This is a genomic window from Klebsiella sp. PL-2018 (genome assembly GCF_019048985.1).
Taxonomy (GTDB): Bacteria; Pseudomonadota; Gammaproteobacteria; order Enterobacterales; family Enterobacteriaceae; genus Klebsiella; species Klebsiella michiganensis.
This window is the reverse complement of record NZ_CP077673.1, coordinates 2,787,615-2,805,485: the sequence shown is the minus strand read 5'-3', so window position 1 is coordinate 2,805,485 and position 17,871 is coordinate 2,787,615. Positions and strand designations below refer to the sequence as shown.

The 17,871-nt window shown below is 53.7% G+C and carries 18 protein-coding genes; 11 read left to right on the top strand and 7 right to left on the bottom strand.

Features of this window, described 5'->3' with window-relative positions; translation table 11 throughout:
• Positions 1 to 36: 36 nt before the first annotated feature.
• The 9 genes from MKleb_RS13040 to MKleb_RS13000 all read left to right on the top strand — a co-directional run bounded on the left by MKleb_RS13040 (position 37) and on the right by MKleb_RS13000 (position 9,072).
• Positions 37 to 1,407, top strand: a complete 1,371-nt coding sequence (locus MKleb_RS13040; protein WP_025106273.1) for a hypothetical protein — start codon at positions 37 to 39, stop codon at positions 1,405 to 1,407.
• Complete coding sequence (locus MKleb_RS13035; protein ID WP_217076726.1) at positions 1,404 to 2,324, top strand: carbohydrate kinase family protein; 921 nt, start codon at positions 1,404 to 1,406, stop codon at positions 2,322 to 2,324. The genes MKleb_RS13040 and MKleb_RS13035 overlap by 4 nt, the downstream gene beginning before the upstream one ends.
• Positions 2,325 to 2,563: 239 nt before the next feature.
• Positions 2,564 to 2,704 (top strand): hypothetical protein, encoded by a 141-nt coding sequence (locus tag MKleb_RS13030; protein WP_004851064.1) that lies wholly within the window; start codon positions 2,564 to 2,566, stop codon positions 2,702 to 2,704.
• Positions 2,705 to 3,018: 314 nt separating this feature from the next.
• A complete protein-coding gene (locus MKleb_RS13025) occupies positions 3,019 to 3,810 on the top strand; it encodes a class I fructose-bisphosphate aldolase (protein ID WP_004851066.1) in 792 nt (263 codons plus the stop codon).
• A 14-nt stretch (positions 3,811 to 3,824) separates the two neighbouring features.
• Positions 3,825 to 4,376, top strand: coding sequence for a glycerol-3-phosphate responsive antiterminator (locus MKleb_RS13020; RefSeq protein ID WP_004851068.1), 552 nt, complete (start codon positions 3,825 to 3,827; stop codon positions 4,374 to 4,376).
• A gap of 20 nt (positions 4,377 to 4,396) precedes the next feature.
• On the top strand, positions 4,397 to 5,935 hold the full coding sequence (locus MKleb_RS13015; protein ID WP_025106271.1) for an FGGY-family carbohydrate kinase: 1,539 nt from the start codon (positions 4,397 to 4,399) through the stop codon (positions 5,933 to 5,935).
• An 11-nt stretch (positions 5,936 to 5,946) separates the two neighbouring features.
• Positions 5,947 to 6,708 carry an SDR family NAD(P)-dependent oxidoreductase gene (locus MKleb_RS13010; RefSeq protein WP_025106270.1) on the top strand — a complete coding sequence of 254 codons (762 nt, stop codon included), beginning with the start codon at positions 5,947 to 5,949 and terminating at the stop codon, positions 6,706 to 6,708.
• Positions 6,709 to 6,724: 16 nt separating this feature from the next.
• A complete protein-coding gene (locus tag MKleb_RS13005; protein ID WP_025106269.1) occupies positions 6,725 to 7,720 on the top strand; it encodes a 2-hydroxyacid dehydrogenase in 996 nt (331 codons plus the stop codon).
• An 89-nt stretch (positions 7,721 to 7,809) separates the two neighbouring features.
• Positions 7,810 to 9,072: a PTS galactitol transporter subunit IIC gene (locus MKleb_RS13000; protein ID WP_004851075.1), complete on the top strand. Its 1,263-nt coding sequence runs from the start codon at positions 7,810 to 7,812 to the stop codon at positions 9,070 to 9,072.
• A gap of 131 nt (positions 9,073 to 9,203) precedes the next feature.
• Here MKleb_RS13000 and ompC read toward each other — a convergent pair whose 3' ends face one another.
• Entirely contained in the window at positions 9,204 to 10,289 is a 1,086-nt protein-coding gene (gene ompC, locus MKleb_RS12995) for a porin OmpC (RefSeq protein WP_025106268.1), read from the bottom strand.
• A 698-nt stretch (positions 10,290 to 10,987) separates the two neighbouring features.
• Positions 10,988 to 11,464 (bottom strand): WbuC family cupin fold metalloprotein, encoded by a 477-nt coding sequence (locus tag MKleb_RS12990; RefSeq protein ID WP_025106267.1) that lies wholly within the window; start codon positions 11,462 to 11,464, stop codon positions 10,988 to 10,990.
• A 450-nt stretch (positions 11,465 to 11,914) separates the two neighbouring features.
• Here MKleb_RS12990 and MKleb_RS12985 point away from each other — a divergent pair.
• A protein-coding gene (locus MKleb_RS12985) for an IS1 family transposase (RefSeq protein WP_223274117.1) occupies positions 11,915 to 12,612 on the top strand; the annotation gives its coding sequence in 2 pieces (ribosomal slippage) (positions 11,915 to 12,164 and positions 12,164 to 12,612; 699 coding nt in all).
• Here the strand turns inward: MKleb_RS12985 and MKleb_RS12980 are convergent.
• The 4 genes from MKleb_RS12980 to MKleb_RS12965 form a co-directional block, all read right to left on the bottom strand.
• Entirely contained in the window at positions 12,547 to 13,077 is a 531-nt protein-coding gene (locus MKleb_RS12980; RefSeq protein ID WP_228740797.1) for a hypothetical protein, read from the bottom strand. The two genes, MKleb_RS12985 and MKleb_RS12980, sit on opposite strands and share 66 nt — an antisense overlap.
• 430 nt (positions 13,078 to 13,507) lie before the next feature.
• A complete protein-coding gene (locus MKleb_RS12975; protein ID WP_217076725.1) occupies positions 13,508 to 14,515 on the bottom strand; it encodes a FecCD family ABC transporter permease in 1,008 nt (335 codons plus the stop codon).
• Positions 14,512 to 15,468 carry an ABC transporter substrate-binding protein gene (locus MKleb_RS12970; protein ID WP_025106266.1) on the bottom strand — a complete coding sequence of 319 codons (957 nt, stop codon included), beginning with the start codon at positions 15,466 to 15,468 and terminating at the stop codon, positions 14,512 to 14,514. Before MKleb_RS12970 ends, MKleb_RS12975 begins: the two co-directional genes overlap by 4 nt.
• Before the next feature lie 24 nt (positions 15,469 to 15,492).
• Positions 15,493 to 16,302 (bottom strand): ABC transporter ATP-binding protein, encoded by an 810-nt coding sequence (locus tag MKleb_RS12965; RefSeq protein WP_025106265.1) that lies wholly within the window; start codon positions 16,300 to 16,302, stop codon positions 15,493 to 15,495.
• A 289-nt stretch (positions 16,303 to 16,591) separates the two neighbouring features.
• Here MKleb_RS12965 and MKleb_RS12960 point away from each other — a divergent pair, with 289 nt between their 5' ends.
• Positions 16,592 to 16,921: an NIPSNAP family protein gene (locus MKleb_RS12960; RefSeq protein ID WP_025106264.1), complete on the top strand. Its 330-nt coding sequence runs from the start codon at positions 16,592 to 16,594 to the stop codon at positions 16,919 to 16,921.
• 111 nt (positions 16,922 to 17,032) lie between these two features.
• Here MKleb_RS12960 and MKleb_RS12955 read toward each other — a convergent pair whose 3' ends face one another.
• Positions 17,033 to 17,854: a hypothetical protein gene (locus MKleb_RS12955; RefSeq protein WP_025106263.1), complete on the bottom strand. Its 822-nt coding sequence runs from the start codon at positions 17,852 to 17,854 to the stop codon at positions 17,033 to 17,035.
• Positions 17,855 to 17,871 lie beyond the last annotated feature (17 nt).

Below are 17,871 nucleotides of genomic sequence, written 5' to 3'. Positions count from 1 at the left end.
TCTTCGCACGCTTAAATTTTAATGGAGTATACCCTCATGACATATCACATTACGCTGACGGACCCGATGAACGGTACCCGGGATCGCGAACCGATTACGTTTACTCTCCCGGAGAAACTGCAGGAGCCCCTGTGGTGGGCGATTACCGACGAGGATGCGCGGATCCTGTGCCAGCGCCTTGAGCAGGAGTCGTCGGCAAGCCGTACCGCTTTTATCGCGACGGTCAGCTTCAGCGGGACCCTCAAGATGCGGCTTGACCGCCCGCTCACGGCGGCGGAAGTCGGTGAAATCGCCGGTATCCACCGGCTGCCTGGCCGGGAAAAGGACTGTTTTGTCCGTCTCAATACCGGCTGTTTCGATCTGGAAATGTGTCGGGGAACCGCCCAGGGCGTCGGTGCATCCAAGTGGGGGCTGCGCCATTTTCGCGCGCTGCAGGACAACGTCGAGCTGCTTCCTTCCGGAAATAACGCCATTGGCGGGTTTTACGGCCCGTTTTTCACCCCGGAAAATGGGCTGATAAACCCGCCGGAGCATACCCTCGTTGATATTGAGATCCTCGAGGAAGGCCCGGTCTATCATCACTACCGCATGCGCGGCGCGATCCCCGACGGATTATTACCGGAGCTGCGCGGTAAACGTTTCTCCATCGACTGGAAATTTAGCTGGAACACGCCCTGGTTTCAGCGGCGCTACTGCGTAGATGATTTTTCAACGGTGATTAACGGCCGTTCGGTGACCAACAAGATCACCGTCGGCGACGAATTTGAGAGCGGCCCGGGAAAACTGCTGTTCGATCGCTTCGCGGCGTACGGCGGCACCCGCTATCGCGCGGGCGACCCCTATGCCGAAGAGCTGGTCGCCATGGTGGCCAATACCGTCACCACCTCGGAAAACCAGAGCCCGAAATTTACCGAATTCCGCGAACAGCTCGCCGATATGGCCTCCGCCCACTGGGATCTCTACTGGCGGATGTTCTGCCGCTGGGAGAACGTGCTCGATGAGGCGGAGATTCGCGAACGGCTGAGCCAGGTTCGCGCCCGGGCGCATCGCAGAGCCGATCTCACCGAGCGGGAATGGCTGCTGACCGATTCGCCCGTTGACGTTTCCGCCGTCGCGGATGAAACCATCTTTCCCGGGCCGGCCAGTAAAACCGTCGAGTATGATTCAGCGAGCGGCCGGGCGATGATCTGGTGGACCTCCCGCCCCTCCGGCGCGTTTCAGATAGTCCAGCGCCGCCAGTCCGGATGGGTTAACTGGGGCAGCAACGGCGAAAACGAGTGTCCGGAGCTCCCCGTCGGCGTCGATATCAAGACCGCCTGCGGACGTTTTGCCGAAAACTGGATGCAGGTAGCCGATCGGCTGGAAACCCCGCCGGCGGTCGCGGTGAGCCAGGGAGAAAAGCCATGATCCTTTGCTGCGGTGAAGCCCTCATCGACATGCTGCCCTGTCGGAGCCGCGAGAATGCCCCCGCCTTTACTCCCTGCGTTGGCGGGGCGGCGTTCAATACCGCCGTCGCCCTGGGTCGCCAGGGGATGGCGGTCGCGCTGTTTTCCGGTTTATCGGACGATTTTATGGGTGACATGCTGCGCCACACGCTTGACGCCTCCGGCGTGGATTATTCGCCCTCAACCCGCGCGCCGCTGCCCACCACCCTCGCCTTCGTCAGGCTGGTAGGCGGTCAGGCCCGCTATACCTTTTACGATGAGAATAGCGCCGGTCGAATGCTGACTGAAAACGACCTGCCGACGTTCGGGGATGACGTCTCCGCCGTTCTGTTCGGCTGCATCAGCCTGATCGCCGAACCGTGCGGCAGCGTTTATGAAGCGCTGATGGTAAGGGAAGCGCCGCGTCGGGTGATGTTCCTCGACCCTAATATTCGTGAAATTTTCATCCCGGACCGGCAGAAACACCTGGCGCGCATGAGGCGCATGATTGCGCTGGCGGATATCGTCAAGCTTTCCGATGAGGACCTCGCGTGGTTTGCCGAACCCGGCGAAGAGCATGAGGTGATAGGCCGCTGGCTGGCGCGGGGGCCGAAGCTCATCGTGGTCACCCGCGGCGCTGACGGCGCTGATGCCTGGACCGCTGATTTTCATCTGCATGTGCCCGCTATTCGCGTAGCGGTGGCCGATACCGTCGGCGCGGGCGATACGGTGAATGCCGGTATTCTCGCCAGCCTCTCGCAGGCCGGGCTCCTGGAGAAGGAGAAACTAGTGACACTGTCACGCGAGCAGGTTCGCCAGGCGGTGGATCTGGGGATGCGCGCCGCAGCGGTGACGGTTTCCAGGCCGGGCGCTAACCCGCCCTGGGATCATGAACTCTGAAGACAGCGGACGCCCTGTCAGCAAGCGATAGCCAGATGAGGGTCTGAAACAGCATTTATTGACGGACCCTTATCCTGATTTATTTTGTATATGATTTGAGTCCCAATTATTGAATGAAAGCTAAACCAGCTTCATTTATTCATGGGTTATTGCCGACTAATCCATTAATATCAGCTAATTAGATCGTCATTCAGTTTCTGTCGATCCCGTTAACAGACATCAGGGACAGGACGTCAATAATGAAAAACAATCCATGGTTCGTGCGTTTGCGTAATACCTCTATTCCGCAGCATAAGCTGCGTCCGGCGAAATGGCTGGCGCTGATTGCCCTGCTGCTGCTGCTGGCGCAGTTGACGATAGAGTTTTTACTCTTAGCATAAGCACAATAAAATCGGCTGTTGGTGTTCAAATTCGCAAGCGCCGATAAGATTAAACTCAAGTTTAATTCGTGATAAGCATCTCAGTTTATCAACAACGGCTAGACAGAAAGAACGCAGGCATGCTAGTAATTAATTCAAGCAAGGGAACGGATTTAAATTAAACACCATTTAAACCCTACCCGTCAGGCTGAAAAATTAATTGATAATGGTTTGGATTACTGAACGATTATCAAAAGGGTAAGTGAATCGAAGGCCCTCAGAGACGAAAGTCTCTGAGGGCCTTTTTTGTTTTTTTCTATCTCAGGAGTCAAAAAATGTCTAAAGAACGTCGTCTCTCTCGCATTTTCGCAAAAGATGGTAAATCCGTCACGCTGGCGCTGGATGGCTACTATTTTTCAAGCAAAACAAATGGTATTGATAATACGATAAATCAGCTTCCGGCCCTTGTTGAAAGCGGCCTGGACTGCGCGCTGGTCACTTATGGCATGTTGAAAAATTTCCGCGAAGTTTTCAATTGCGTTCCCGTTGTATTACGCGTCGATAGCACAGTGAATATTTTTGATAATACCGTTCCCGATACGACCCCCGTCTTTTCCATTGAGGATGCGCTGAAAGTGGCTGCGGAAGGCGTGGTGTGCATGACCTTCCCCGGCGCGTTCAATGAAGAGAAAACGCACATCATGGCGATGCAGCTGGCGCAGGCCGCCGATCGCTGGAACGTGCCGCTGATCGTGGAATCCCTGCCGTACGGCTATCCCGTGACCAGCGACGACTCCAACAACCCGGCCGTTATCGCCGCCTCGGCCCGCATCGCCGTAGAGCTGGGGGCTGACGTGATCAAAACCCGCTTTACCGGTACCGAAGATGATCGGCTTATCGTCGAAGCGGCCGGCGTGCCGGTACTCGCGCTGGGCGGCCCGAAAACCGGCATCGACGGTTATTTTAAATTTGTGCAGCACTGTATGCAGGTGGGTGCAAAAGGCGTGGCGGTGGGCCGCAATATTACTCAGGACCCACAGCCGGCAAAAGTAGTAGCAGGTCTGAACGCCATCATCCATGAAAATGCCACAGCGGAAGATGCCTACAGCCTCTACATGGCTAAATAACATCGGATATTAATATGTTCTTAAATAACACCATCATTCCTTCCGTCAGAAAATATAAACATTTTGAACAGGCGTTGGCCTGCGCATCAGAATACGTACTGCTGTCCGAAGCAAATATCGGCAACCTGCAATCGCTGATTGGCAAATGCCATCAGCGCGGCAAAAAAGTGCTTATTCACCTGGAGCTACTGGGCGGTTTTAAACCCGACCAGGCGGGGATCAGTCTGCTCAAAAATTACTACAAGGTTGATGGTGTTATTTCGTCCAATCTCTCGGCCCTACGCTATGCCAAAAAAGAGGGATTGTTAACTATCTTCCGGGTATTGCTCATCGACTCGCGTTCGCTGGATCACTCCATCGATATTGTTAAGCATAACCCGCCAGATGCTATTGAAATCCTACCTGCTGAATATGCCTGCCAGTGTCTGGAATTGATTAGCCGGAATTTAAAAGGCTTTGACGTGATATTCATCGCCGGAGGCTTTGTAAAGCGGAAATACCTTGTAGATAAAATTTTCCATGCCGGATTTAAAGGCATTACTACCAGCGAACCCGGTTTATGGTAACGCATAAGGAGTCCACGTCAATGAAACAACACTACGTCATGGGCATTGATAACGGCGGCACCGTCACAAAAGCGGCGATTTACGATCGCGCCGGCAACGTGGTGGCCAGCGCGTCGAAGTCTACGCAAATGCTGACCCCGAAGGAATTTCACACCGAGCGAGATATCAACGAACTCTGGGCGGCCAACGTTGAAGTCATTAAAACGGCCCTCGCGCAGTCGGGGATCGACGCCAGCCAGATCAAAGGCGTGGCGGTCACCGGCCACGGCAACGGGCTGTATATGGTGGATGAAACGGGCGCCCCGGTGCGCAACGGGATCATTTCCACCGATAGCCGGGCTAAGGGCTGGGTTGAAAAGTGGTACCGCGACCCGACGTTTGTCAGCGACATTTTGCCCAAAACCATGCAGTCCATCTGGGCAGGCCAGCCCGTCGCCCTCCTCGCCTGGCTGAAAGAGAACGAGCCTGAAGCGCTGAACAACGCGCGCTACATATTCATGGTCAAAGATCTGATTCGTTTTTATCTGACCGGCGAAGCCTTTCTCGAACTTACCGATATCTCAGGGACTAACCTGATCAACGTTCGCGACCGTGACTATGATGCCTCGCTGCTGGCCTGGTGGGGGCTCGGCGATCTGCGCGACAAGCTTCCGCCCATTAAACGCTCCACCGATTGCTGCGGCTACATTACCGACGACGTCGCGCAGCTAACCGGTTTGTCTGCCGGCACGCCTGTCTCGGGCGGCGTGTTTGATATCTCGGCGTCATCCATCGCTTCCGGCATCAATACGCTGGATAAGCTGGCGATTATTACCGGCACCTGGAGCATCAATGAATACGTGACCGACCATCCGGTTATCGACCGGGATCTCTTTATGACCTCGATTTATCCGATTGAGGGCAAATGGTTAATTACCGAGGCCAGCCCCACATCCGCCAGTAATCTGGAGTGGTTTATCAATAACTTTATGGAAGGCGATCGCACCGCCGCGGCAGCGCAGGGATCGTCAGTCTACGATCTGTGCAATGAGCTGGTCTCCACGACAACGCCCGCCGAGAGCCACCTGCTGTTCTTCCCGTTTGTCTTCGGCTCCAACACCATCCCGGACGCCTCCGCGGGGTTTATCGGCCTGAATAGCTTCCATAAAAAAGCGCATTTTCTGCGCGCTATCTACGAGGGGGTCGCCTTCAGCCACCTTTATCACACCGAACGTCTGCGCAACATCAACCCTGATCTAAGCCGCACCATTCGGATTGCGGGCGGTGTCACTAACTCTGCGGTCTGGCTGCAGATATTCGCCGATATTTTCCAGTCCACTCTGGAGATTGTCGACGTGAAAGAGCACGGCACCCTGGGCACCGCGATGACCGCCGCGGTCATGGTTAGCTGGTTTGATGACGTCTTTGCCGCCTCAAATGAGATGGTTCACGTTTCGCGAACGGTCACGCCAAACCCGGACAATAACAAGGTCTATCAGGATAAGTATCAGCTCTACAAAAATCTGCTATCGGAAATGCAGTCTCCGTGGAAAAGCTGCAGTAACTACATCACGCATTAAGCGAGGAAAGTATGGATCTGAATTTACACCACCGCACGGCTATCGTCACCGGCGGCGCAACGGGACTGGGCAAAGAGTTTGTCCTTTCCCTCGCTAGAGAAGGAGTCAACATCTGCTTCACCTATATGCGTGATGAGGAGCGCCCGGAGCAGCTGATCGATACGGTAAAAAATAGCGCCAGCGTCGAGATTATTGCGGTGAAAACCGATCTTTCCGATGAGCAAAGCCGGGAGAATCTGTTCGCGACCTGCATTGAGCGGCTGGGGAACGCCGATATTCTGGTCAACAACGCCGGGATCTGGCTAAGCGGCTACGTCACTGAAATCACCCAGCAGGAGTGGGACAGCGTGATGAACGTCAACCTGAAGGCGGTTTTCCACCTGAGCCAGATGTTTGTCAACCACTGCCTGGCGAAAGATCGGGCCGGCAGCATTCTGAATATCACTTCTCAGGCGGCCTTCCACGGTTCGACCACCGGTCATGCACATTACGCGGCCAGTAAAGCGGGCCTGGTGGCATTTTCTATCTCGCTGGCGCGCGAGGTGGCGAAACAGAAAATCAATGTCAACAACATCGCCGTCGGCATTATGGATACCGCGATGATCCGTAAAAACATTGAGCAGAATCCTGACTATTACGTCAGCCGTATTCCGGTGGGCCGGGTAGCCCAGCCGCACGAAATTGCCGACATCGGCGTCTTCATGGTCTCTCCGAAAACCAGCTATATGACGGGAGCGACTCTGGATGTCACCGGCGGTATGTTGATGCGTTAATTTATGGAGAATCATTATGAAATGTCTGGCAATTGCCGATCTGTTTATCAATGCAGCGATGATGGACGCGGGGCTGAAAGCGCTGAAAGATAAAGGTATTACAGTGGAAGTGCGCGAATGGTCGCACGAGTCGATTGAAAAACTGCAGGAGGATAATTTACTGGTTGAACAGCAAGGCTCCGAAGCGGTGGCGCTGCCTGCCGCCCTGCTTCAGGGCGCTGAGGAGGTTGAGATCCTGATCGTCCAGTTCGCCCCGGTTAACGCGGCGGTATTCGACAAGCTGCCAAAGCTTAAATACGTTGGCGTGCTGCGCGGCGGCATTGAAAACGTTAATCAGGCGGAGGCCAAAGCGCGCGGAGTTGAGGTAATGAACACGCCGGGGCGTAATGCCCGCAGCGTGGCGGAGTTTACCGTCGGCATGATTCTGGCGGAAATGCGCAACATCGCCCGCTCGCACGATGCGCTGCGCGATAAGTTCTGGCGCAAAGAGAGTCCTAACCACCGGGCCATTCCTGAACTGGGCGGCAAAGTGGTGGGTCTGGTCGGGCTGGGGCATATCGCTCAGCTGGTGGCCGGCTTCCTGCGCGGTTTCGGCAGCGAGATTATCTTTTACGATAAGTACGTCCCCGGCCATGACAGCTATGAAAAGGTGGACTCTCTCGATGAGCTGGTTCGCCGTGCGGATGTGATTTCGCTGCATGCCCGCATGACCCCGGAAACGGAAAACCTGATTAACGCACATCATTTTGAATTAATGAAGGAGAGCGCCATTATCGTCAATACCGCACGCTCCGGCTTAATTAATGAAGGCGATCTGATCGCCGCGCTGCAGGACGGTAAAATCATGGGCGCCGCCCTCGACACTTTTGATGATGAGCCGCTGCCGGACGATAGCGCGTTTTATTCGCTGAATAACGTCACGATAACGCCGCATATTGCCGGCAGTACTATTGATGCCTTCAGCAATTCGCCGAAGATTTTTTCTGAGATCTTGCTGAAGCAACTCGGTTAAATATTAAAAGAGCCGCGTAAGGTTTTTGCTACGGCCCATTGGGCACGGGTTCGCTCGCGCCCAATTCGGCCGCCTTTTAAGGAAATATTATGGATATTATCAACAGCATTATTAGTCTGGGGGCATCAGTGATGATGCCAGTAATATTCTTTATTATCGCCCTGTGCTTCGGCGTTAAAATTGGCACCGCATTTAAAGCCGGGATGCTGGTCGGTATCGGTTTTGAAGGGGTGGGTCTGGTGATCGGCCTGCTGTTGACCAACCTCGGCCCGGCGTCGCAGGCCATGGTTGAACGCATCGGTCTGCACCTGACGGTGGTCGATACCGGCTGGCCGACCGCCTCCACTATCGGCTGGGGCTCGCCGCTGATGCTGCCAGTGGTCGTGGGATTTATTGTTATCAATATCGCCATGCTGCTGCTTAAATTAACCAAGACGGTAAATATCGATATATTCAACTACTGGATTTTCCTGATTATGGGGTCGGTCGTGTATGCCGGCACCGGTAACTACTGGCTCTCCGTTGGCATTACCTTCGGCATATTTATCTTAACCCTGCTGGCGGCGGATTTAACCGCACCGTATTTGCAAAAAAACTATAATCTTAAAGGGATATCATTCCCCCATCTTACCTGTATAACCTACGTGCCGTTTGGTATTGCCTGTAACTATATTATTGATAAGATCCCGCTGATTAATAAAATTAATTTCGACCCAGAAAGTATTAATAAAAAATTCGGCGTCTTCGGTGAACCGCTGACCCTGGGCTTCGTGCTGGGGCTGCTGCTGGCCTTCCTTGCCGGATACGATGTTGCAGCCGCGGTGTCGCTGGCGATTAAAGTTTCCGCCGCCATGCTGCTGCTGCCGAAAATGATCGAAATTTTAGTGCAGGGTCTGCTTATCGTGCGCGATGCCGCGGAAGCGAAGCTGAAAGCGAAATTTCCCAACCGCGACTTCTATATCGGCATGGATACCGCGCTGCTTATTGGCGAACCCTCGGTGCTGGCGACCGGGCTGCTGCTGATCCCCATGGCGGTGGTGCTGGCGATTATTTTGCCGGGCAACCGCGTGCTGCCGTTTGTCGATCTGGCCTCGCTGATGTTCCTGCTGGCGATGGTGACGCCGTTCTGCAAACGCAATATGTTCCGCATGTTTATCACCGGCACGCTGGTGGTCACCTGTATTTTGTACGTCGGGACGGATATTTCGCGGGAATACACCCAGGCGGCGGTCAACTCTAACATTCCGGTGCCGGAAGGGATGGCGGAAATCACTAATATCGTGGGCGGAGCCACCACCCCGGTGGGCTGGCTGGCGGTGAAATTCGGCGAGTTTTTCAGTACCGCGCCGTAAACTCCCTCTTTTCTCACTCAGCCCGGCGCGGGAAACGGCGTCGGGCTTTTTCGTCTCGCCCTGCGTTCAAGTATAAAAAATGCCTGCCAGGAGGGTAAGCTGGCAGGCATGGTTCAATAAAAGGCGTTGTTTTAGAACTGGTAGGTTATGCCCACGGCAACGATGTTATCGGTGCTGATGCTGGCATCTTTGGTGAACCTGGTGTCATCCAGCAGGTTGATTTTATAGTCCACATAGGTAGACATGTTTTTATTGAAGTAGTAAGTCGCGCCGACATCAACGTATTCAACCAGATCCTGGTCGCCGTAGCGGCCCAGATCTTTGCCTTTTGATTTCAGGTAGGCGATGGACGGACGCAGGCCGAAATCGAACTGATACTGAGCAACCACTTCAAAGTTCTGCGCGGTATTGGCGATATAGCCTTTACCAAACTTCGTCATGTTGCGGGTTTCAGCATAGGTGGTTGCCAGATAGATGTTATTAGCATCGTACTTCAGACCGGCCGCCCACACTTCCGCTTTTTCGCCACGGGCGTAGAAGTCAGGATTCACGCGACCTTCCCTGACCTGCGCATCGGTGCGATCGGATGCCGCGTAGGCCGCGCCTACGCCAAATCCTTCGTACTCATAGGTCGAGGCCAGACCCCAGCCGTCGCCATGCTGTTTCGCCAGATCGCGACCGTTGCCCTCTTCTTTGCCCTGGTACTGTACGGCGACGTTCAGGCCGTCAACCAGGCCGAAGAAACCGCTGTTACGGTAGGTGGCAACGCCGGTGGTACGCGCGGTGGCGAAGACATCGGTCTGGGTCCAGGTATCGCCGCCGAACTCCGGCAGCATATCGGTCCAGGCGCCGATATCATAGGCGACGCCGTAGTTACGGCCGTAGTCCAGAGAGCCAAATTCGCCAAACTTGAGGCCTGCAAACGCGAGACGCGTTTTGTCGCCGGAGTTGTCGCCTTCAACGTTATTGGCGCTGAAGTTATATTCCCACTGGCCGTAGCCGATCAGCTGGTCGTTGATCTGGGTTTCACCCTTGAAGCCCAGACGGGCATAGGTCTGATCGCCATCTTCTGACTTATCGCTGGAGAAATAATGCAGGCCGGTCACTTTCCCGTAGAGGTCGAGTTTGTTTCCGTCCTTGTTATACACTTCAGCTGCCTGCACGGTTCCTGCAGCAAGAAGTGTAGAGACGGCCACTGTTAGTAATTTTAATTTCATATTATTTCGTCCCTAACTATTAATAAAATATCAAATCTCAGATGCCTTCTGAGTGAGGCTATTATGCGATAATTCGCAAAGAGACTTGAAATTAAAAGTTCCAGTTTTTTAGACCAAATACCATAACTGTGACGACAACAGCGGTTGTTAATTGATGTACATCAATCATTCACTGATTGCGTTGGCAAATATTCTGAATCACGCCTTACGCAACCCAGAGATGCAGAAGGTTTGACTAAAATAGATAAATTATCATAAGGAAATTCTAATGATTAGATAAATTAAAGATTGCAATTTGTTAAAAACAATAAAAATCAATAGCTTATAATTTATACAAGCAATCATTAATGTTTATTCATAAAGCCACTGATTCCCCTGATCGGCTATTAACAAGTATATTCCGATCCTTCCCCGCAGATAAATTATAGTGCCGAAATGACCACATTTCTTTATTGAAGATTCTTTACAAAGACCGTAAAAATTATAGCATAGTGGTTTAAGATGTGTTTAACACTTTCGTGAAAGGGATATCGCCAGCCCTATTTCAGGGGATAAATTTAACTATGAATAAATACTATGAATAAATAGAGCCAGGAGCTTGTCACCAGTTTGATAAGCCGCTGACGCGCCGGGAACGGCTTATCCGTATCGGGGGTAAAGGAAGCTGGCGCGGGGCTGCTCCCCGCGCAATGCCTGGATTACAGGGTAAAACCGCCATCACCCACTTGCGCCCGGGCGTACCACTTCATTAGCTCGGCGGTTCCCGGCGCGTTTTCAGCTGGCGCCCACGGGGCCGCGTCTTGCTCAGAAACCGGCTGGTAACCACCGTATTTAACCTCAAAAATTACGCCGCCTTTATCCATCGACAGCACGGCATGCCAGGTACCCGCCGCCATCTCCAGCACCTTACACTCTTCGCCTAACACCACGCGCTCGGTCACGTTGCCAGCATCATCAAAGGTCAACACCACAAAACGTCCGCTAAGGGATGTCAGCAGTTCAAAAGTGTGCGGGTGGCGGTGAGGCCGAACATAGGTACCCGGCTCCATAGCGACGGCCAGGCGTTGCACCGGATCGCTTAAGTCAGGGTGGAAATTACGATGGGCACGCAAGCGAGGCGAAGCTACAGCCTGTTCGCTTTGTTGCCGAAGGTCACTCAACGTCATTTGTTTCATATAAGCCTTTATTGTAGTTGGGCAGCTTACGGCAATCAGGTTGTCGTAAGGCTTAATGCTATTTTCAACAGACGATTAGCTTCGCCGCTCGCGGAACACATCGCTGTGCGGATTATAGACGCTGATGCCGCGGTCCCAAAGCGCCAGAAATGACGAGAACAGATCGTGGTGGGGTTCCTTTGTCCCCCGCTCGCCCTTTGAGGCAAGACATGGGATAGATGACATGAAAAAGAGACACTTTGTGAGTGCGCTCCTTAACAGTCGTGGCAGGCGGAAAAATAAGATGAGAGTGCGAAGATAAAGGTATAGTCACGCATGCAGGTGCAGCAATTAATCCGGCGTAAATTTATCGAGCAGCGAAAAAGCGTGTAAATAATTAGACAGCGCCAGTAGCGGGTAATGGTGCCAACTTACTGATTTAGTGTATGATGGTGTTTTTGAGGTGCTCCAGTGGCTTCTGTTTCTATCAGCTGTCCCTCCTGTTCAGCTACTGAAGGCGTGGTGCGTAACGGTAAAAGCACTGCCGGACATCAGCGCTATCTCTGCTCTCACTGCCGTAAAACATGGCAGCTACAGTTCACTTACACCGCCTCTCAGCCCGGTACACACCAGAAAATTATTGATATGGCCATGAATGGCGTCGGATGTCGCGCCAGTGCACGCATTATGGGCGTTGGCCTCAACACGATTTTACGACACTTAAAAAACTCAGGCCGCAGTCGGTAAACTCACGCATACAACCGGGCAGTGACGTCATTGTTTGCGCGGAAATGGACGAACAGTGGGGTTACGTCGGCGCTAAATCACGCCAGCGCTGGTTGTTTTACGCGTATGACAGGATACGGAGGACGGTTGTGGCGCACGTATTCGGTGAACGCACGTTGGCCACGCTGGAGCGTCTTCTTGGCCTGCTGTCGGCCTTTGAGGTCGTGGTATGGATGACGGATGGCTGGCCGCTTTATGAATCACGCCTGAAGGGAGAACTGCACGTTATCAGCAAGCGATATACGCAGCGCATTGAGCGGCATAACCTGAATCTGAGGCAGCATCTGGCAAGGCTGGGCAGGAAGTCACTGTCGTTCTCAAAATCGGTGGAGCTGCATGACAAAGTCATCGGGCATTATCTGAACATAAAACACTATCAGTAAGTTGGAGTCATTACCCAGTAGCGCATGAAATGAGTTAAAGCCGAACTTCTCAATTAATCTTCTTTTATAGCTGCTGTAGGCCTTGGGCGAAATGCCGAGCAGCTCCGGGTAATCTTTTGCCAGTACGGTAAATTTCATAATAAAAATATACTGAAATTCTCTCTCTGTTAACGTGATGTCCTCTCCCACGGGGATGCCATCAGTCACTCTGGCGATAATACTGGCGATATGTGCGGTGCGCCTTTTGTTTATCAAACAAATAATATTACCTTCAACCCGGAAACAAACAAAATTCTTTTTCATTTCAAAGCTGTTTATCAAAAAATGGAACTGCGCGCAGCTGCTGGATGCGTACTTTGTTAAGCACAAATCGACCAGATTCGCCTTTCTGACCGCTTTTATGTCGTTTATTTTCAGACGTATGGCTTTCTTAAAAAAATGATTATGGCTGAAAATAGTTAACATTCCTTTCCCTCATGAAAGTGCAATCATCCTTTATAGAAATGCGTATAATAGGCGCCATGGGGATATACCCATGAGTGAAGTGGGTGAATTATAAGTTTGTTTAATATTTATTGTCCAGACGAGTGAATTTCAGAAAAATCCCTGCGAAATGTAAACCATGGGGTTTTCACTGGCCCGGAGGCAGCACTCATCCCCAAGCTTACTTTAGGATTTTTCTTACGAGACATCGGTTAAAGAGAAATCAGCAGCATATCACTCTACGACAAAGATGATACTTAACGAATAACATTGAAAAAATTAATTTATCAAAAGATAAAACTACCAATGAGGAAATTGCGCATGAACCGAAGCGCATGCGCGCGCTGACTTCCGGGCATTTGTTTGCCCTTCGTTTAAGTCTGCGCCAGGCAGCGACCCGGCGCGACTCAGTTTATGAACGGTTTCTGGCCAGCAGAATAATAATGAAGAGTCCGCCGATGCCGGCCGTAATGATCCCGATAGGCAGCTCCTGCGGAGCCAGCAGCGTCCTGCTGACGATATCGCCGCCGCACAGTAGCACCGCGCCCCACAGGCCGCATAAAGGAAGCAGCAGCAGATGTTTTACGCCAGAAAAATAGCGGCACATATGCGGCACCATCAGGCCGATAAAGCCAATCACCCCGGTCAGGGCCACCAGCAGCGACGTTGCTAACGCGCAGCAGAAAAACACCTCCATTCGCAGGCGGGTAACGTTAATGCCCAGCGACTGCGCGGTCTGCTCACCTGCCAGTAAGCCATCCAGGGAGCGCCAGCGCAGGAGTATGAATGCGCCGAGAAGCAGCAGACTGAACAGGGCGTAGAGCAAATTATCCCAGCGCGCCAGACCGAGCCCACCCAGCGACCAGAACAGCACCGAGCTGGCGGCCCGCTGGTCGCCCGAGAAAATCAGATAGCTGGTCAGCGCGCCGAATAAAAAGGAGATCGCCAACCCGCAGATCACCAGGTGCTCTGCGCCACGCTGCTTTTTAAAATGAAACAGCAGCATCACCGCCACCGCCGAGCAGATGCCGCCAACGAATGCCGACACCGGCAGCGTCAGCGCGCCAAGCCGCTCACCGAATCGGGTGATTACCAGTACCGCTCCCGCCGATGCGCCGGAGGAAAGCCCGAATAAAAAAGGATCGGCCAGATCGTTGCGCGTGGTGGTCTGTAGTAGACCGCCCACGATGGCCAGCACCGCGCCCGCCAGCACCGCCAGCAGCGTTCTTGGCACGCGCAAATCAATGACAATACGTCCGATCATCTCCGAAACCGGCACATCCAGCAGCCGCAAGGCGCCGAGAACCTGGGTAAGCGACAGCGGCACGCTGCCTTTAGCCACGCTGAGCAGCATCAAGCCGGCTAATAACGGCAGCGCCCCCCACGCGGCCCAGTAGTAGCGACAGTGAGTCCCGCTCATTGGTGGGCCGCAGGATACATCGCATGAGCCAGCTTTTCGGCCGCGTTGATATTCGCCGGGCCGGGCGTCAACTCAGCATATTGCAGCTTCAAATAACGCTGCTGCTTCACCGCCGGCGTCTGTTTCATTAACGGATGATTTTCGAGGAAACGGCGCAGCGAATCAGCGCCGCTGCCGCTCTGATAATCGAGAAGAATAATAAAATCGGGTTCCGCCGTCGCCACGCTCTCCCAGGAGGTGGTCCCCCAGCTCATCTCCAGGTCGTCCATCACGTTTTTCCCTCCCGCCGCTTCGATAATCGCGGTCGGCATGGCGTACCGTCCGCTGGTAAAGGGCTTATCTTCGCCGGAATCATAGACAAACACCTTTAATGGCTGCACGCCCTGAGGCGGCTTAGGCAGCGCATTCAGCGTTTTTTTCCAGCCGTCGACCAGCGTACGGGCCTCGGGCTGCTTGCCAAAAATCTTACCCAGCGTCAGCTCATCGTTATACAGCAGGTCCATACTCGCTTTTTGTTTCTGAGAGGCGGTAAAGACGCAGCTCTCGCTCAGCACAAAGGTTTTGATGCCGTATGTTTCGAGCACGGAAGGCGTGACCTCCCCGCCGACCTTCATGCCGTAATTCCAGCCGGCGAAAAAGAAATCAGGATTTGCCGCCAGCAGCGTCTCCAGAGAGGGATATTTCGGCGCCAGCTCGGGAATTGATCCCATCTGATGTTTAAATTCCGGGGTCATTTTGTACCATCCGGTAATGCCGGTTAAGCCAACGATGCGGTCCTGCAACCCGAGAGCAAAAGCCATTTCAGACATATTAAGGTCGTGGATGACCGCCCTTTTCGGCGCCTGAGTGAAGGTCACCGGCGTTCCGCAGCTGTCAATCGTGACGGGAAAATCCGCCGCGTTCGCCGCTGAAATAAAAAGAAACGCTATCGACCCTGCAAACCATTTATTCATGCTGCGTTATCCTCCGGTAATTTATCAGGCATAGCCTGGCACCTCAAAAATCCGCAGCGCCTTCCCGGTCATGGGATGCGGTACGGTAAAGCTGGTCAAGCCGAAGACCGGGTAAAGCCGTTGTGAAACAAGCACGCGCTCCGGCACATCCCAGGCCACGGCGCGCCCTTGCGATAAAAGCAAAACCCGATCGGCAAAGGCGTCAATCAGGGAAAGATCGTGCAATACCGCAACGACCGTGATTCCCTGGCTTTTCACTAATGACAGCAGCTCCACTCTGCCGTGGGGATCAAGGTGGTTGGTGGGCTCATCCAGCAGCAGCAGTTTTGGCGCCTGGGCCAGTACCCGCGCCAGCGCCGCCCGTTGTCTCTCACCACCGGATAACGCGGAGAGCGGTCGCTTGCGCAGCCTCTGCAATCCCGTATCGTTAATCGCGCGGGTTACGATGATGTCGTGTTCGCGACGCGACATATCCCGGGCGTGGGGAATCCGCCCGAGGGCGACATAATCCTCAAGCGCCAGACGCAGGTCGGGGGTATCATTCTGCGCAAGCACCGCGATCTGCCGGGCTCGCTGCTGCCGGGTTAATGCGGCAATGGAGCGGCCATATAACCGAACGTCGCCCTCCCGCGACGGCAGTTGGCAATCTATCGCGCGTAATAAAGTGGTTTTCCCGCTGCCGTTGGGTCCAATGACGGCCAGACACTCTCCTTTACCGGCGCTGAAATGAATGCCGGAGAGCATTTCCCCGCCGCCGGGCCGCGGTAATGATGCGATATTGACGCTAAGCACGGGATCATCGGCTTTTCCACTCTTTGTCAAACTCTCCTCCATTAGCCGCCTCTCCCTCTCTCTTCAGCGTGGATGAGCGAAACACGCGCTCTTTTGAATTTTGATCGGCAGGTAGTGATGATAATCATTATCATTTAAAAAGAAAGGTAAATAGTCACATATTTTATAATGCCATAAATGTTATGATATAACATATCAAAAAAGAGATAAGAAATGCAACCCGCGCTGCCGTCATGGCAAAGAGAAGCGACAAAACCACGGGGAGTTGTTCTAATAGCCGGACAGTGCTCTCTTGCAGCAAACTCAGTGAATGTGAACAGGAAACGTCAGGATGAAAACGGTAGAGTTTTTGCTTTACACCCTTAAACCGGGGACCGGGAACGAGTTTCACCGGATAATGAAGGAACAAAGCGCCCCCTGTCATCGCGCCGCCGGAATGGATATCGTCTCCTTCGGCAATTCAGTTGATGACAACGACGCTTATTACCTGATCCGGGCCTATGAGGACCTGACGCATTTAAACGCATCCCAGGCGCGCTTCTACAGCAGCCCCGCCTGGCGCGAAGGCCCGCGACAGGCCATTATCGACAGGATCAGCGTCAGCGTAAAAACGGTTATGCTGCTGAGCGACAGCGCGATTGATGGCCTGCGAAACGGTTGACCCTCCAGGGCCGCTGGCGTGGCCCAACAAAAAACGCGCTCTCTTTTGCTGTCGCAGAGATTCTGGGGCCCGGGCAAAACGCGGCTGCCGTGCCTGCCTCCGACGCCACCGTTAGTTCTGATTCAACGACTCAAGAAAGCCCTGGGGCGTCGTGTCGCCCAGCTTTTTTTGCGCCCGTCCCCGGTTCCACAGCGCGCACAGCCGCTGCAGCGTCGCGTCCGGTTCATCCAGCGCCGGAATAACGTCGGCTAATCGTTCGCTGAGCTGTACCGCTCCGCGCTCCGCCATCGCCACCGTCCGGCAAGAGAGATCCGCGCGCGCGGGCTGAAAGCCTTTATGAACATAAATCTCAAGACATTGTATACGCGCCGGACAGGCGTTCAGCGCCTCGGTCAGCCAGCTATCGACCAGCGCGGGAGAGATCCCGCTATAGATGCGGCCAAAGCACCAGCCGCTGATCGGCTCCTGCGCCCAGAGCAGATGATGTTCACCGCCGTCGTCCATCGACAGCGCCAGCTGGCGATAGTGCAGCGTCAGGGTATCCGCGCGCATTCCCGCCTTTAACGCTTTTTTCCCCTGCAGCGCGGCATTTTTCCGTCCTTCATGGGCCGGACGCAGATAGCGGTTTAGCGTGGCGCGGGAAATAGCGATGCCCAGACCCTCATTCACCATAAACAGCAGTTCGTCCAGCGGGGCGCGCAGCGCATCGCGGAGGGCGTTAATGAGGATCTCCTGCTCTTGTCTCAGTACTTTGTGTATCAAATGCGGCGTGGTGTGGTTATCGGAAATCTGGCTGCGGTTGCGCCAGCGGCGAACCGTAGTAATGGAAATCCCCAGTTCCTGCGCCAGTTCCCGGTCGCTTTTCGTCGATTCCTGAAGATATTTACGGGTTCTGGGGGTGGTGGTGGCATTAGCGTGCAGCTTAATTTCCATACGATCCTCTACAGGAA

Excerpts from the sequence above, each read along its gene's own strand:
- MKleb_RS13040 (WP_025106273.1), top strand. The coding sequence starts at position 37 with ATGACATATCACATTACGCTGACGGACCCGATGAACGGTACCCGGGAT.
- MKleb_RS13035 (WP_217076726.1), top strand. The coding sequence starts at position 1,404 with ATGATCCTTTGCTGCGGTGAAGCCCTCATCGACATGCTGCCCTGTCGG.
- MKleb_RS13030 (WP_004851064.1), top strand. The coding sequence starts at position 2,564 with ATGAAAAACAATCCATGGTTCGTGCGTTTGCGTAATACCTCTATTCCG.
- MKleb_RS13025 (WP_004851066.1), top strand. The coding sequence starts at position 3,019 with ATGTCTAAAGAACGTCGTCTCTCTCGCATTTTCGCAAAAGATGGTAAA.
- MKleb_RS13020 (WP_004851068.1), top strand. The coding sequence starts at position 3,825 with ATGTTCTTAAATAACACCATCATTCCTTCCGTCAGAAAATATAAACAT.
- MKleb_RS13015 (WP_025106271.1), top strand. The coding sequence starts at position 4,397 with ATGAAACAACACTACGTCATGGGCATTGATAACGGCGGCACCGTCACA.
- MKleb_RS13010 (WP_025106270.1), top strand. The coding sequence starts at position 5,947 with ATGGATCTGAATTTACACCACCGCACGGCTATCGTCACCGGCGGCGCA.
- MKleb_RS13005 (WP_025106269.1), top strand. The coding sequence starts at position 6,725 with ATGAAATGTCTGGCAATTGCCGATCTGTTTATCAATGCAGCGATGATG.
- MKleb_RS13000 (WP_004851075.1), top strand. The coding sequence starts at position 7,810 with ATGGATATTATCAACAGCATTATTAGTCTGGGGGCATCAGTGATGATG.
- ompC (WP_025106268.1), bottom strand. The coding sequence starts at position 10,289 with ATGAAATTAAAATTACTAACAGTGGCCGTCTCTACACTTCTTGCTGCA.
- MKleb_RS12990 (WP_025106267.1), bottom strand. The coding sequence starts at position 11,464 with ATGAAACAAATGACGTTGAGTGACCTTCGGCAACAAAGCGAACAGGCT.
- MKleb_RS12980 (WP_228740797.1), bottom strand. The coding sequence starts at position 13,077 with ATGTTAACTATTTTCAGCCATAATCATTTTTTTAAGAAAGCCATACGT.
- MKleb_RS12975 (WP_217076725.1), bottom strand. The coding sequence starts at position 14,515 with ATGAGCGGGACTCACTGTCGCTACTACTGGGCCGCGTGGGGGGCGCTG.
- MKleb_RS12970 (WP_025106266.1), bottom strand. The coding sequence starts at position 15,468 with ATGAATAAATGGTTTGCAGGGTCGATAGCGTTTCTTTTTATTTCAGCG.
- MKleb_RS12965 (WP_025106265.1), bottom strand. The coding sequence starts at position 16,302 with ATGGAGGAGAGTTTGACAAAGAGTGGAAAAGCCGATGATCCCGTGCTT.
- MKleb_RS12960 (WP_025106264.1), top strand. The coding sequence starts at position 16,592 with ATGAAAACGGTAGAGTTTTTGCTTTACACCCTTAAACCGGGGACCGGG.
- MKleb_RS12955 (WP_025106263.1), bottom strand. The coding sequence starts at position 17,854 with ATGGAAATTAAGCTGCACGCTAATGCCACCACCACCCCCAGAACCCGT.